General features: G+C 65.6%; 14 protein-coding genes. 9 read left to right on the top strand and 5 right to left on the bottom strand.

Going from position 1 to position 13,283, the window contains the following annotated elements; genetic code table 11:
- Nucleotides 1–25: 25 nt before the first annotated feature.
- Nucleotides 26–346 (top strand): HigA family addiction module antitoxin, encoded by a 321-nt coding sequence (locus ACYQML_RS22395; RefSeq protein ID WP_461234088.1) that lies wholly within the window; start codon nt 26–28, stop codon nt 344–346.
- Nucleotides 347–367: 21 nt separating this feature from the next.
- On the opposite strand, the gene ACYQML_RS22390 is transcribed toward ACYQML_RS22395, so the two are convergent.
- Nucleotides 368–1,096, bottom strand: a complete 729-nt coding sequence (locus ACYQML_RS22390) for a GntR family transcriptional regulator (protein WP_461234087.1) — start codon at nt 1,094–1,096, stop codon at nt 368–370.
- Between the two features lie 321 nt (nt 1,097–1,417).
- On the opposite strand from ACYQML_RS22390, the gene ACYQML_RS22385 reads away from it, so the two are divergent.
- Genes ACYQML_RS22385 through ACYQML_RS22370 form a run of 4 tightly spaced genes read left to right on the top strand, consistent with a single transcriptional unit; the run spans nt 1,418 to nt 7,193 of the window.
- Nucleotides 1,418–2,656: an amidase gene (locus tag ACYQML_RS22385; protein ID WP_461235766.1), complete on the top strand. Its 1,239-nt coding sequence runs from the start codon at nt 1,418–1,420 to the stop codon at nt 2,654–2,656.
- Between the two features lie 44 nt (nt 2,657–2,700).
- The gene (locus ACYQML_RS22380) at nt 2,701–2,910 is read left to right on the top strand and encodes a hypothetical protein (protein WP_461235785.1); all 210 of its coding nucleotides are present in this window, start codon (nt 2,701–2,703) and stop codon (nt 2,908–2,910) included.
- On the top strand, nt 2,843–4,036 hold the full coding sequence (locus ACYQML_RS22375; RefSeq protein ID WP_461235765.1) for an efflux RND transporter periplasmic adaptor subunit: 1,194 nt from the start codon (nt 2,843–2,845) through the stop codon (nt 4,034–4,036). The genes ACYQML_RS22380 and ACYQML_RS22375 overlap by 68 nt, the downstream gene beginning before the upstream one ends.
- 19 nt (nt 4,037–4,055) lie before the next feature.
- Nucleotides 4,056–7,193 (top strand): efflux RND transporter permease subunit, encoded by a 3,138-nt coding sequence (locus ACYQML_RS22370; RefSeq protein ID WP_461234086.1) that lies wholly within the window; start codon nt 4,056–4,058, stop codon nt 7,191–7,193.
- Nucleotides 7,194–7,202: 9 nt separating this feature from the next.
- Here ACYQML_RS22370 and ACYQML_RS22365 read toward each other — a convergent pair whose 3' ends face one another.
- Nucleotides 7,203–8,612: a hypothetical protein gene (locus ACYQML_RS22365; protein WP_461234085.1), complete on the bottom strand. Its 1,410-nt coding sequence runs from the start codon at nt 8,610–8,612 to the stop codon at nt 7,203–7,205.
- Nucleotides 8,613–9,279: 667 nt separating this feature from the next.
- Entirely contained in the window at nt 9,280–10,158 is an 879-nt protein-coding gene (locus ACYQML_RS22360; protein ID WP_461234084.1) for an SDR family oxidoreductase, read from the bottom strand.
- A 71-nt stretch (nt 10,159–10,229) separates the two neighbouring features.
- On the opposite strand from ACYQML_RS22360, the gene ACYQML_RS22355 reads away from it, so the two are divergent.
- Nucleotides 10,230–10,883 carry an SOS response-associated peptidase gene (locus ACYQML_RS22355; RefSeq protein WP_461234083.1) on the top strand — a complete coding sequence of 218 codons (654 nt, stop codon included), beginning with the start codon at nt 10,230–10,232 and terminating at the stop codon, nt 10,881–10,883.
- Between the two features lie 136 nt (nt 10,884–11,019).
- Here the strand turns inward: ACYQML_RS22355 and ACYQML_RS22350 are convergent, their stop codons facing one another.
- Entirely contained in the window at nt 11,020–11,388 is a 369-nt protein-coding gene (locus tag ACYQML_RS22350; RefSeq protein ID WP_246748016.1) for a phosphatase PAP2 family protein, read from the bottom strand.
- A 418-nt stretch (nt 11,389–11,806) separates the two neighbouring features.
- Here ACYQML_RS22350 and ACYQML_RS22345 point away from each other — a divergent pair, with 418 nt between their 5' ends.
- From ACYQML_RS22345 to ACYQML_RS22335, 3 genes are all read left to right on the top strand, one after another.
- Entirely contained in the window at nt 11,807–12,187 is a 381-nt protein-coding gene (locus tag ACYQML_RS22345; RefSeq protein WP_461234082.1) for a hypothetical protein, read from the top strand.
- A gap of 140 nt (nt 12,188–12,327) precedes the next feature.
- The gene (locus tag ACYQML_RS22340) at nt 12,328–12,573 is read left to right on the top strand and encodes a hypothetical protein (protein ID WP_461234081.1); all 246 of its coding nucleotides are present in this window, start codon (nt 12,328–12,330) and stop codon (nt 12,571–12,573) included.
- A 103-nt stretch (nt 12,574–12,676) separates the two neighbouring features.
- Nucleotides 12,677–12,952 carry an adenylosuccinate synthase gene (locus tag ACYQML_RS22335; protein WP_461222837.1) on the top strand — a complete coding sequence of 92 codons (276 nt, stop codon included), beginning with the start codon at nt 12,677–12,679 and terminating at the stop codon, nt 12,950–12,952.
- Nucleotides 12,953–13,024: 72 nt separating this feature from the next.
- On the opposite strand, the gene ACYQML_RS22330 is transcribed toward ACYQML_RS22335, so the two are convergent.
- Complete coding sequence (locus tag ACYQML_RS22330; RefSeq protein WP_156467913.1) at nt 13,025–13,219, bottom strand: hypothetical protein; 195 nt, start codon at nt 13,217–13,219, stop codon at nt 13,025–13,027.
- Nucleotides 13,220–13,283: the final 64 nt, after the last annotated feature.

Here is a 13,283-nt window from a genome sequence, read left to right as displayed (position 1 = left end):
ACCAGCAATGAGGGACACCACCGCCATGCCGCTCGATGACCAAACCGACATGGTTCTCCCGCCCATGCATCCGGGGGAGGTTCTCCGCGAAGAGTTCATGCTCCCCCTCGGTCTCAGCGCCGGAAGGGTCGCCAGAGCCTGCGGGGTGCCACGAACCCGGATCGAACGCATCGCAGCCGAGGAAATCGGCATCTCGACCGATACCGCACTGCGGCTGGGGCGGTTCTTCAAGACCAGTCCCGACCTGTGGATCAATCTGCAGAAACGGTTCGAGATCGAGTTGCTTTCCAGGGAGATCGGCGCCGATATCGAGAGGATCATGCCGTTCGAGCAGGAGGCCGCCTGACAGTCGGGGCAGCGCCCTCCATCAACCGGCCCGGCGTCGCAAAGTACTCTTCTCGGTGACGTAGGGCGCCAGGACGCGGCGGAGGTCACGCTCGCGCGGCGGCTCGGCGACGATGTGCGCACGCACCGCCACGGCATCGAGGTGATGATCCATCAGATAGGTCGCCCGGTCGACGTCGCCGGCCATCAGCGCGGCCACGATCTCGCGGTGTTCGTTGACCGCGCAATCCGAGGAATGCGGCCGGCTGTACAGCGAGAGGGTCAGCGCGCAGCGATAGCCGAGCTCGGCCACGTAGCGGACGAGGACGGGGCTGCCGGTCATTCGCGCCAGCAGGAGGTGAAACTCGGTGGCGAGCCGGATCGATGGGGCTTCCGGTCCGCCACGGACCGCGTCCTCCTCGTCGATATGTGCGAGCAGAATCGCTTCCTGTTCGGCGGTCAGGCGACCCGCCAGACGCTGAACCACGAGGCGCTCGAGGGAGATGCGGACCTCGAACGTGTCGCGTGCCTCTTCCCAACTCGGCGTCGCCACGATGGCGATCCGGTTGCGGCGGAGTTCCACCAGCCCTTCACCGGCGAGTTGCCCCAGCACCTGCCGCGCGATGGTGCGGCTGACGCCGAAACGGTCGCCAAGGGCATCTTCCGGCAGGCGATCACCGGGCGCCAGCGCGCGCTCGACGATGGCGCGGCGCAGGGATTGGCACATCATTCCCACGCGATCCTTGGCCACCTGCGTCTCAATTCCCGCCATCGCCCACTCGCATCCCTCTTCGCAGCGTTTCGGCCACGGGCGTGTCTCCGGCACGCTTGTCATCGTCGCCCACCGGTGACGCAACCGCCATGCATGAGCGAGACCAAAGCTGAGCGGGAATCAAAAACTCTCGCAGAAGTTGCAAGGCCGCAGCACCAGCGCCACCGTGATGTGCTGGACGCTTCCCGACGTTCCTGGCATCACCTCGACTGTTCGTCGAGCGGCCCGAGACACGCTTGTGACACCCGCTCCCGATGGCGATTCCTTGAACAAGCCGCCGGTTCTCCCTTTCATCGTGCCCCAGCGAGCCACCCGATGACGATGCTCTCGCTCCTGTCCCTCCGCGCCCGTATCGAGGCGGGAACGCTCACCCCCGCACAGGCCATCGTGCGGACCCGGGACGCGATAGCGGAGCACGAACCGTCGGTCCGTGCCTTCGTGGCGACCGATGCAACCCCGCAGGTGTCCGATACGGGCCCGCTCGCCGGCATCGCGGTTGGCATCAAGGACATCATCGACACCGCGCACCTCCCGACGCAGATGGGATCGTCGATCTATGCCGGTTGGCAGCCGCACGCCGATGCGCCGATCGTGGCGCGTCTGAAGCGTCTCGGCGCCGTGCCCCTGGCCAAGACCACGACGACCGCCTTCGCCTTCGTCGATCCCACGGAGACACGAAATCCCCGCGCGCCGGGCCGGACCCCGGGTGGATCGTCCGCTGGTTCGGCAGCGGCGGTGGCCGCCGGGATGCTGCCGCTGGCATTGGGAACACAGACCGGCGGCTCGGTGATCCGGCCAGCGGCCTTTTGCGGCGTGGTGGGCGTGAAACCCTCGTTCCGGCTGCTGCCGACGGTCGGCGTGAAGTGCTTCTCCTGGACCCTGGACACACTCGGCCTGTTCGCCGCGAGCGCAGCCGACGCTGCCCATGCCCTCGCCCTCATCGCCGGCCGGCCGGAGATCGACGGGACGGGGCCGATTCCAAGGATCGGCCTCCTCGTTCCCGAGTATTGTGAGGCCGCCGAACCCGACGCGCTGCAGGTTCTCGACCGGGCGCGGGTGATGGCGGAATCAGCAGGTGCCGACATCCGCGACTTCGCGTTGCCCGACGAGTTCCGCCATGCCTTCGATGCGCACGCGACGATCCAGGATTTCGAATCGGCGCAAGCCCTAGCCTGGGAATACGAAACCCACCGCGATTCGCTGCCACCGCTCCTGCGCGACCATCTCGACACCGCCCGGACCATCGAGGCCGCTAACTACGATGCCGCCCGGCGGGTCGCTCATCATGCGAGGCGCAGCCTGCGGGACATCCTGCGCGATTCCGATCTCGACATCCTGCTGACAGTCTCGGCCCCGGGCCGGGCGCCGGAGGGGTACGCCTCCACCGGGGATTCCCGCTTCAACCGGCTCTGGACGCTGATGGGAGTGCCCTGCGTCACCATCCCCGTGCCGGGGGAGGGGGCCCCGCTCGGCGTGCAGATCATCGCCCGTTTCGGGGACGATGCTCGTGCGCTCTCGGCCGCGAAGTTCCTGGAAAAGGCTTTCGCCAAGCAGTCATGACGCCAGCCCGGTTGCCAGGCTGCCGTCGCAAGTCTGCGACTCGGATGATCGAAGCTCAGGCCAGCGCGAAACCTCTATTGATCGTGCGTCATGAAAAGGCCGGCGTCTTAGAGAAGAGACAAGCGCGGCGGCTTCGCTTCGCCTGGGTCATCCAGACTTCTCCGCTGAACGGTGAGCTACGTTTCCATGCGCCTGCTTCAGCTTCTCTCGATCCTCATGCTCTTGGCATTGTCCTCAACGGCTCGGGCGGTTGAGGCGCCGCCGGTGAGCGGCGCAACCGCGCCAGCCCCGGCAGTGACCATCGTGCCGGCCGCCGGCCGGGAAATCGTCGAGCAGGCCGTGGTCACCGGCACGCTCGTCCCGCGCGACGAGATCTTGGTGGCGCCTGAAATCGAGGGCTACCGCATCACCGAATTGCTGGTGGAGGAAGGGGCAGAGGTCACGAAGGGCCAGGTCCTGGCCCGGCTCTCGTTGGAGATGATCGCCACGCAGGAGGCGGCCAACGCCGCCGCCATCGCCAAGGCGCAGGCGGCCATCGTTCAGGCCCGTAGCCAGATCGTCCAGTCCGAGGCCGCGCAGATCGAGGCCAACCTCGCGCTGGAACGCGCCCGCTCCCTCATCAAGACCGGGAACGCCACGGCGGCGGTGCTGGAGCAGCGGGTCTCGGCAGCCCAAGGCGGCGAAGGCCGGCTCGCCGCGGCGAAGGGCGGCTTGCAACTCGCCGAGGCCGATCTCGCGGCGGCGCGGGCGCAGAGCAACGAAATCGCCCTCAAGCGCGCGCGCACCGACATCAAAGCGCCCGACGGAGGCATCGTCAGCCGCCGCACCGCCCGGATCGGCGCGGCGGCGACATCCACGGGCGAACCGTTGTTCCGGCTTATCGCGCGCGGCGAGATCGAACTCGAAGGCGAAGTGCCGGAAACCTGGATGCCGCGCATCATGCTCGGCAATGTCGTCCGCCTCGAAGCGGATCAGGGGCGAATCGTGACGGGCAAGGTCCGACGGATCGACCCCGAGATCGACCGGCTGACGCGCCTCGGCAAGATCCGTATCAGCCTCGACCGCGACCCGGCCCTGCGCATCGGCGCCTTCGCGCGCGGCAAGGTCGAGGTGGCGCGGCGCGATTCCGTGGCCGTCCCCCTCTCCGCGGTACTCTACGGGATCGATGGCTCGGCCCTCGTCTACGTGGTGAATGACGGCACGGTGGAGGCCCGCAAGGTCGTCTCCGGCCTCGCGGCGGACGGGTTCATGGAAATCCGCGAGGGGTTGAAATCCGGTGAGGCCGTCGTCGCGCGGGCCAGCAGCTTCCTTCGCCATGGCGACCGGGTCAGACCGGTGCAGCCGAAAGCCGAAGCCGCCGCCTCCGTGACGTCGCGCTGAGAATCGGACCCGTCAGCCCATGCGCCTCAACATCTCAGCCTGGGCGATCCGCAAGCCGATCACCTCGATCGTGCTGTTCCTCGTCCTGATGATCCTCGGGCTCGTCAGCTTCCGCTCGCTGCCGATCACGCAATTCCCGAACATCGACATCCCGATCGTGGCGATCCAGGTCACCCAGGCCGGCGCGGCTCCCTCCGAGCTGCAGACCCAGGTGACGAAGGTGGTGGAGGATGCGGTCGCCGGGGTGAAGGGCGTCAAGCACATCATCTCGACGATCTCGGAAGGCGTCTCGGCTACCACCATCGAGTTCCGCCTCGAAGTGAACGTGGACCGCGCCGTCAACGACGTGAAGGACGCCATCGCCAAGGTGCGGGTGACGCTTCCGCGCACCATCGACGAGCCGATCATCAGCCGCGTCGAGATCGCCGGGCTGCCGATCATGGTCTACGGCGCCTCGGCGCCGGCGATGACGCCGGAAGACTTGTCCTGGCTCATCGACGACGTGATCGCCCGGCAGGTCCAGGGCGTGAAAGGCGTCGGCGGCGTCGAGCGTCTGGGCGGTGTCGCTCGCGAGATCCGTGTGACACTCAAACCCGACCGGCTCCTGGCACTCGGCATCACCGCGGCGGACGTGAACCGCCAGCTCCGCCTCACCTCGGCCGACATGGCGGGCGGGCGCGGCGAACTCGGCGGCCAGGAACAGTCGATCCGGACGCTGGCCGGTGCCGCCAGCCTCGATACCCTGGCGCAGACCTCGATCGTCGTACCGGGCAACCGCAAGGTCCGCCTGGACGAGTTGGCGACGCTGGTGGACGGCTCGGAGGAGCCGCGCACCTTCGCACGCTTCAATGGCGAGCCCGTCGTCGCCTTCGCGATCTCGCGTGCGACGGGCGCCAGCGATGCCGAGGTCGCCAGCGCGGTGGCTCGCAAGATCGCCGATCTCGCGGCGAAGAATCCCGGTGTCCGGTTCGACCTAATCGACACCTCCGTCATCAACACGGTGGGCAACTACCATTCGGCGATGCTGAGCCTGATCGAAGGCGCGGCGCTGGCCGTCATCGTCGTGTTCCTGTTCCTGCGGGATTGGCGCGCGACGCTCATCGCCTCCATCGCGCTGCCCCTCTCGGTGCTGCCGACCTTCTGGGTGATGAGTACCCTCGGCTTCTCGCTCAATGCCGTCAGCCTGCTCGCCATCACCCTCGTGACCGGCATTCTGGTGGACGATGCGATCGTGGAGATCGAGAACATCGTCCGGCACATGCGGATGGGGAAATCCGCCTACCGGGCGGCTCTCGAAGCCGCCGACGAGATCGGCCTCGCTGTCATCGCGATCACCGCGACGATCATCGCGATCTTCGCACCCGTCTCCTTCATGAGCGGCATCGCCGGTCAGTATTTCAAACAGTTCGGCCTCACCATCGCGGCGGCCGTGTTCATGTCCCTGCTGGTGGCGCGCCTCATCACGCCGCTGCTCGCCGCCTATTTCCTGCGCGATCACGGACCCGATCACGAGCGCGAGGGGCCTGTGATGCGGGCCTATACCCGCGTGGTCGCCTGGTCCGTCAGGCATAAATACGTCACGCTGGTCGTCGGCCTCGCGTGCTTTGCCGGGTCGATCATGTCCACCGGGCTGCTACCCGCCGGCTTCCTTCCCGCGGAGGATGCGGCACGAACGATCTTCGTCGTGGAATTGCCGCCCGGTGCCCGCCTCGCCGACACCACCCGCGTCACGGACGGCATCGTCGACAAGATCAGGGCGCTGCCTGAAGTCCGCAGCGTGTTCGTGGATGGCGGCCGCCAGTTGCCGGCCAAGAAGGAGGTGCGGCTCGCGAGCTTCACCATCAACCTGACGCCGAAGAACGCCCGCCACCGCACCCAGAAGCAGCTCGACAGCGTCATCGGTGCGATCCTGCGGGAGGAGCCCGACATCCGGTTCTGGTCGCTGCGAGACAGCGGGCAGCGCGATCTCGCGCTCATCATTTCGGGGCCGGACCTGCGCCTCGTCTCGGAGACGGCGGCGCAGTTGCAGCGTGAGGCGACCACCGTGCCCCACCTCGTCAACGTACTTTCCACGGCACCGCTCGACCGTACCGAGATCCGCATCCGCCCCAAAGCTGGCGTCGCCGCCGATCTCGGTGTCTCCACGGATCTCATCGCCGAGACCGTGCGGGTGGGGACGATCGGCGACATCGGTGCCAACCTCGCCAAGTTCAACGCCGTCGACCGACAGGTGCCGATCCGTGTGCAGCTGCCGCTCGCCCTGCGCGGGGACCTGTCCCAGCTGGAGAGCCTGAAAGTCCCGGTGAAGGGGGGCGCCTCCGTTCCGCTCTCCACGGTGGCCGATCTCAGCCTCGGTCGCGGTCCCACGGCGATCGACCGCTACGACCGCTCGATCCGCGTGGCCCTGGAGGCCGACATGGAAGGCTCGGACGCGCTGGGCACCCTGATCGAATCCGTGATGGCGCTGCCGACCGCGCAGAACCTGCCGCCGGGCGTGAGCATCAGCCAGACCGGCGACGCGGAAATCATGGGCGAGGTGTTCGAAGGGTTCGCCCTCGCCATGGGCGCGGGACTGATGATGGTCTTCGGCGTTCTGGTGCTGCTGTTCGGAAACTTCCTTCAGCCGCTCACCATCCTGTTCTCGCTCCCTCTCTCCATCGGGGGAGCGATCCTCGGTCTCCTGATCTTCCACATGCCGATCTCGATGCCGGTGGTCATCGGCATCCTGATGCTTATGGGCGTGGTCACCAAGAACGCGATCATGCTGGTGGATTTCGCCATCGAGGAAATGGCGCGGGGCGTGGATCGCGCCACCGCGATCATCGATGCGGGGCGTAAGCGCGCCCGCCCCATCGTCATGACCACCATCGCCATGGCGGCGGGCATGGTACCGTCGGCCATGGCGCTCGGCATCGGTGGCGAATTCCGCGCGCCGATGGCCGTCGCGGTCATCGGCGGCCTCATCGTCTCGACCGGCCTGTCGCTGATCTTCGTGCCGGCCATCTTCGTCCTGGTCGACGACCTGTCTCGCCTTTTCGCCCGACTCTTCGGCCGTTTCATCGGGCGGAAGGACGAGCCCACCGAGGGGGTATTTGCCCTGCCGGCCACACTGGCCAATGACGGAAAGGGCTTTCCGTCACGCTCTGCGGCCGAGTAGGCGCTGGTCTCAGCCCTTCCTGTCGAGGGGACGCCCAAGCAGCCGCGCGAACTCGGCCTCGATCTCCTCCACGGAGAATGGATTCTGCGCGGCGGGAGTGGCGCGCCGCGGGGCCAGCGGCTCCTTGCTCGCCGGCTCCCGAGCGGCTGGGAGAGGAGATGGTGGTGCCGGCAAGAATACTTCCGGTCCGCTCTTTTCCTGAGCGTCGGGAGCAGACTCACTCGGAACGGGCTCGTCCCGGCTCGGCTTCACCGTCGATGGATCGGCCTTGGGAGGCGCCGCGGCCTGCGGCGGTTCGGCGTCTGCGGGCTCGGCCATGGCGGCCGCAATCGGATCCACGGGCCGATCAGGGGCGGATTTCTCTTTCGTCATCGGATCGAGAACCGGCTCAGGCCTCGGCGCAGGCTTGGGCTCCGCCAGCGGCGTGGATGCCTTCGGCGGCACGGCCTGCGGCGACGGAGAAATCGCGGCGGATGGCCGGCGAAGAGCCTCTTCGAGCTGCCTTGCCATGTCGGACAGGATCGCCGCATCCACCGGGCGGGAACTCGTCGGCCGCGCCAGCGGCGGCGGAACGGCGGGAACCTGCTCGACCACCGGGGCGGGTTTCGCCGTGGGTTGTGGACGAACCGGCGGCTCGGTGCGCACAGGCTCGGTCACCGGTGGCGCGACCGGGGTCGGGGGGGCTTCAACGACCTCGTTGGCATTCGGTGTTGCCGCGGCGGGCACAGACGGTTCATCGGCCGCATCCGAGCGTGTCTCCGTGGGGCGCTGACGGTCGGGGGCTTCGGCCTTGAGGTTCGCGAGCGGCGGCGGATTCCGACGGGCCGCCTTTGCGGCGATGATGTCGGCTTTGCTGGGCTTCGGAGCGGTCTTCGGCTCTTCGGGAGCATCGCCGCGCGGCTTGGGCATTGCCGCCAGTTCCGGCGCCGCTGCCGGTGAACTCGGCTCGCTGTAGGCCTGAGCTTTCGAGACTTGAGAACGGGGGGCCGGCGGCTGCAGATCCGGCACTTGAAAGACCGGCGCCTGGAACACCGGAGGCTCGGTCGGCCGCGCGGGCTCGAAGGCCGACTCCTCCTGAAGCGGATCGGCCTTGGCCACTTCGTCGACAGGGAGGCGGGCGCCGGCGCCGCGATGGATGTTGCGTTCTACGATGACGTCGTTGGGGCCACCGACGAGAAGCAGATGCTCGACATTGTCCCGGCGCAGCAGGATCAGTTGCCGCTGCCTGTCGAGTTCGTAGATATCGACGATACCGAGGCGGGGCTGTCGTCCGCGGGGGCCGGATTTGGCCAACGCCATGCCCCTTCCCGAGAATCGCCGGAAGACCAGCACGATCGCGGCCAGCACAGCGAAGATGACGGCGAAGATGATCAGGAACTGGAGCGGAAACGAGCCGTCCGAATTAAAGAACGCTGACAAGATCGGGCTCTTTCGGGTTTCTGGCCGAGGCCATACGCACAGGTTGTCCTGATATCACGCTTGGGGCGGTCACAGGCAATAACGTTAAGATTTCGTTTACGGTAACTCGTTGATTTGGTTAACGCACGTTCCCCTGCTCGCTGAAATTGCAGGAATGCCGTTGCCCACAGAAAAAGCCCGGCACGCGATAACCGCGGTAGGGCCAAGAGCAGCCGGGACCGCCAGCGACCAGTGCTATTTGACGTGTATGACCGAGCTTACAGAAATGCTTGGTCACCCAAGAAGCGAGCGATCGCACGAGCTCAAGCAGCTGAGCGGCAACACGCCAGTGATCGTTTGCTTGGCGAGTGTATTGCTAAGGTCGATGGAATTATTGTGCCCATCTAGCCAGTCGTCGATGACCAGTGAGGCGTTCATCTGAAACAAAAAGCCCGCCGCGGCATGAGCCGGGCGGGCGAAGTCCGTTCAGGGGAGGAACATGAGGTCATGCCCATAAGGCCGTACTGGTTCCGACTTGGTGCGATCCTGTACAGAGGAGAAATCAGCTCAGAGAGGTCTGTAGGTCGATCGCGCACCCCGCTACCGGCAAGCCGCCGCCTCACGGAACTCGCTTAGCCCCACAGTGACGCGCTGGCCGTTTTCGACGATGCGGGGATGTGCCGCCCGACTAGAACATGGGAGTGCCCCCTGTCACCGGCACCAACGCGCCCGCCATGTAGCTGCCCTCGCGCGAAGCCAGAAGGACATAGGCCGGCGCGAGCTCGGCAGGCTGACCCGCTCGGCCAAGGGGGGTGTCCTCTCCGAGCTTCTCGATCTGCTCCGGGCTTTTCACGATGGGTTGGATGGGTGTCCAGATCGGGCCGGGCGCCACGCAATTCACCCGAATACCCTTGGGGGCGAGCAAGTTCGACAAGCCAATGGTGAGGCTCGCGATGGCGCCCTTTGTCGCTGCGTAGATCAGCATCGTCTTATCGGCGATCTTGGCCTGCTGGCTGGTCGAATTGACGATCGCGGAGCCGGGTTTCATGTGAGGTACAGCCGCTTGGCAGAGGTAGTACATGGCGAACACATTGGCTCTGAACGACCCTTCGAGATCCTCCGACGTCACGTCGTCGAGCTCTTCGTTGACCGTCTGCGCAGCTGCGTTGTTCACCAGGATGTCGATGCCACCCAGCGCTTCGACGGTGCGAGCGACGAGTTCACGGCAATGCGCCTCGTCGCGTAGATCGCCCGGCAGCAACAGAGCACGCCGGTCGGCCTTCTCGATCCACCGAGCGGTCTCCTCCGCATCGGACTGCTCAACCGGCAGGTAGGAGATTGCGACATCCGCTCCTTCACGGGCATAGGCGATCGCCACCGCGCGTCCGATTCCGCTGTCGCCACCCGTGATCAAGGCGACCTTGCCGATCAACAACCCCTTGCCGACATAGCTCTCCTCACCATGGTCCGGCACTGGCGTCATCTTCGAGGTCAAGCCAGGTCGTTCCTGCTGCTGGTCTCCGGGGAAAGGCGGGCGGGGGCCGGCGGTGCGTGGGTCTGAGGTCATCGTCTGTCCTTCTGAGGGCCTCGGCTAACGTGACAGAAGGCCGTTCGTAGCTGCGGCAGAATGGTGCTGGAATGTGCAATCTCTACAGCCTCATCACTTCGCAGGCAGACATCCGTGAAGCATTCGGCGTTGCGGAGGATCGCGCCGGAAACCTCCCGAGGATGCCGGGCATCTTCCCCGACCAGATGGCGCCCATCGTGCGGATCGAGGATGGCAGGCAAGCCCTCGAGATGTTTCGATGGGGCATCCCAGGTCCGAAGCAGTACGGCGAGCATCCGGTCACAAACGTCCGGAATGTGAAGAGCCCGCACTGGCGGCCCTGGCTCAAGCCGGAATACCGCTGTCTCGTCCCCGTCTCTTCCTTCAGCGAGTACGCCGACACCAAGCCGAAGAAGACGCCCACGTGGTTCGCCCTCGATGACGACCGTCCGCTCTTCGCCTTCGCCGGCATCTGGCGTCCCTGGACCGGCGTGCGCGGTACCAAGGCCGAGAACCCCGACCGCGAGGAGGCCGAGCACCGGCTGTTCTCGTTCCTCACGACAGAGGCCAATGAGATCGTCGGCCCGGTTCACCCGAAGGCCATGCCGGTCCTGTTGACGACACCGGAGGAGTGGCGGACGTGGCTCGAAGCGCCGACCGAGATCGCCCTCGAGCTACAGCGCCCGCTGCCTGACACCATGATGAAGGTTGTGGCGGCCGGAGCACGGCGCGATCCGGCGGAATGACTATCGCGCGCCGGTCGTCTCGGTGCTGAAAACAAATCCGTCGCGATAATAATCTAAACGAGCCTGCACATTGCTTGCACAGGTTGAGAAGCGAGAGACAGCCGGAGCGAGCCGACCTATTTGTGGGGGAACTTGGCTAGGAACGCGTCCTCGGGCCTTGCGTCGTGAGCCTATTGACCACCGATTCTGCGGCAAGACCTATCAGAGCGCCTGTCAACACATCTGCGGGGAAATGCGCCCCGCGTAGAACTTGAGCTGCGACAACCCCGGCAGCGGTGACATACGCGGCACCCTTGACCTCAGGATAGACTCGAGCGGCGGCACAAGCGACCGCAGTACTCAGGGCGGAATGGCCCGAGGGGAAGGATTGCCATGGTCCGTTGCCGGTTCCGGGCCACCCTCGCGCGTAAATCCCCTCATCCATGAGGACGTTTGGGCGCGTTCGATGCACCGTCCGTTTCAAGCTCGTTTTCACGACGCTCGCCAGAATACCGGCCTGGAGCATGTGTCGGCCTGCCTGTGCGAGGCGGCGATCGCGCTTCACGATGCCCAAGGCCAAAGCACCAGCCGACAGAGCGAGCAGCGACTTCCAACTCCCGATTTCGCTCGCTAGCCCTAGCGCTCGAACGGCCGGATGATCCTTGGCGCCTGCGAGCGTCAGCCCCGCCGTGACGTCTCCAGCCTCGAAACGATCGGCGATAGCCGATGCCCTGGAATGAGACTGTCGAAGGGGCGATCGCGCAAGCATGGCCTTAAACGCCCGCCATCGGGAATCGTTCGCCGCGGCCTTGATGGACAGAATCTCCTACACCGCTTCGGACTGATTGGATGATGACGTTGGGCCGTCACCTGTGATGCATCGGGCATAGCGCCTCCGCCCCGCGCCCCCTATTCCGTCCGGCCCATCACAACTGCCGGGCCCCATGTCTGCATCACCCGCCTTCAAGATCGAACCGGGCAGCCCCCAATCGTGGCGTGAAGCCTTCCTCAGCATGAAGCCTAATGTGGTCCCTTGCCCTGGGCTGACGGTACAGAATTGGCAGGGCGTCCATGCCGCGGCCCTGGACTTCCTCGACAAGTACGCCGACGAGGCTGGCCGTCTCGGCTGGACGACGCTGGGCTTGTTCGGCGTGCACCCCGAACTCGGCGTGATCCGCTCCGATTTCTGCGGAGCCCTCGTTCTGAGTAGCGATCTCGTGTCGAAGGTCGAGCCGGACTTCATCCGTTTCGAGCGGACGCGATACTTTCGGACTGTGCCGGGGCGACCGCACGGTGCCGTGCCGATCTGGACGGTGAAGCGTTAGACGCAGCGGATGACCGTTCGAGCCGCGAGTCCTGTGTCGAGATATCTGCCTCGTCTCGCGTGCCGCAAACGCACGGTGCTGCGGCACTCGTACCGGGTTCGCGTGGCGAACCTAGCGAGGGTGCGTGACGTTGTGAGTTTATGACAAATGCGCCTCACACCCCGACCTCGGACAAGATCGCGGATGCGAACCGCCGGGAAATCGCGATTGAGCATCTGCTGTTTGGCACGATTCGGTTCGTCTCCCAGCGCCACCCGGACTTACTGGACGAACTCGACCGCAGCGTGGATCATCTTTGGGACAAGGCTCATGACGACACCCGAGATGATGAGGCTGTGCGCGAGATAGCGAGGCGTTTCATCAACAGCCTTCGTGCTTCGGATTAGGCCGAGGGGTTAAGGCCCGCGGGTTTCCTCGATCAGTTGTTGAAGCCTAAGGTTCGAGTAAGCCGGCTCAGCCCTGCGGGTGGCTTGAGGGAATGGGACCGCGATGGCGTTTAAAGCGAAATCAGCCTCGGAGACGAAGGCCGCCGATCTGGCGCTGGCCCTCGCTCGGATCGCCGACCGCGAAGGAGCGCCGGTGAGCATCGGCGTCGAGCAATTGCGACGCGGCAACCCCCGACTGACACCCCTGGCGATCGGCCAGATGTACCGGAAGCACCGCGATATCCTCGAAGCGGACTTGGCTGAGCGCGGGTACGTTCTGGTCGATTATACCGACCAGGGTCCCGGGCGGGGGATGGAATTCGAGGTCGGGGCTGCCTGACCCGTTGAGCGATGAGCGAAATGCCCCGCGTGGCCGGAGCCATGCGGGATAGAATTCGCAACACGCAGAGGGTCAAGCGAGATCGTTCTGCCCCTCGGGATCATCAGACAGCCGCTCGGCCGGATCGACGGTTTCCTGGGTATGGCTGCCTTCGATCTTCGAGGTTTTCGTGATGACCTGATCCATTGGTACGTTCAGCGGATCCTGAGCGTCCGGCGCAGCCGTTGGGCCTGCCTCATCGGTTTGGGGCGTTTTCTTCTCGGTCATGGTGTCCTCGGTGGCGTCTTCAACGAGACCAACGACTGGGCGAGACGGATGTTCGAGCAGGATC

It is taken from the genome of Methylobacterium sp. CM6244, assembly GCF_054817885.1.
Note: the sequence above shows the minus strand (reverse complement) of the source record. Positions and strands in the feature narration are given on the sequence as shown.

What these genes read in the sequence shown, in the direction of transcription:
- ACYQML_RS22395 (WP_461234088.1), top strand. Translation starts at nt 26, where the DNA reads ATGCCGCTCGATGACCAAACCGACATGGTTCTCCCGCCCATGCATCCG.
- ACYQML_RS22390 (WP_461234087.1), bottom strand. Translation starts at nt 1,096, where the DNA reads ATGGCGGGAATTGAGACGCAGGTGGCCAAGGATCGCGTGGGAATGATG.
- ACYQML_RS22385 (WP_461235766.1), top strand. Translation starts at nt 1,418, where the DNA reads ATGCTCTCGCTCCTGTCCCTCCGCGCCCGTATCGAGGCGGGAACGCTC.
- ACYQML_RS22380 (WP_461235785.1), top strand. Translation starts at nt 2,701, where the DNA reads ATGATCGAAGCTCAGGCCAGCGCGAAACCTCTATTGATCGTGCGTCAT.
- ACYQML_RS22375 (WP_461235765.1), top strand. Translation starts at nt 2,843, where the DNA reads ATGCGCCTGCTTCAGCTTCTCTCGATCCTCATGCTCTTGGCATTGTCC.
- ACYQML_RS22370 (WP_461234086.1), top strand. Translation starts at nt 4,056, where the DNA reads ATGCGCCTCAACATCTCAGCCTGGGCGATCCGCAAGCCGATCACCTCG.
- ACYQML_RS22360 (WP_461234084.1), bottom strand. Translation starts at nt 10,158, where the DNA reads ATGACCTCAGACCCACGCACCGCCGGCCCCCGCCCGCCTTTCCCCGGA.
- ACYQML_RS22355 (WP_461234083.1), top strand. Translation starts at nt 10,230, where the DNA reads ATGTGCAATCTCTACAGCCTCATCACTTCGCAGGCAGACATCCGTGAA.
- ACYQML_RS22350 (WP_246748016.1), bottom strand. Translation starts at nt 11,388, where the DNA reads ATGCTCCAGGCCGGTATTCTGGCGAGCGTCGTGAAAACGAGCTTGAAA.
- ACYQML_RS22345 (WP_461234082.1), top strand. Translation starts at nt 11,807, where the DNA reads ATGTCTGCATCACCCGCCTTCAAGATCGAACCGGGCAGCCCCCAATCG.
- ACYQML_RS22340 (WP_461234081.1), top strand. Translation starts at nt 12,328, where the DNA reads ATGACAAATGCGCCTCACACCCCGACCTCGGACAAGATCGCGGATGCG.
- ACYQML_RS22335 (WP_461222837.1), top strand. Translation starts at nt 12,677, where the DNA reads ATGGCGTTTAAAGCGAAATCAGCCTCGGAGACGAAGGCCGCCGATCTG.
- ACYQML_RS22330 (WP_156467913.1), bottom strand. Translation starts at nt 13,219, where the DNA reads ATGACCGAGAAGAAAACGCCCCAAACCGATGAGGCAGGCCCAACGGCT.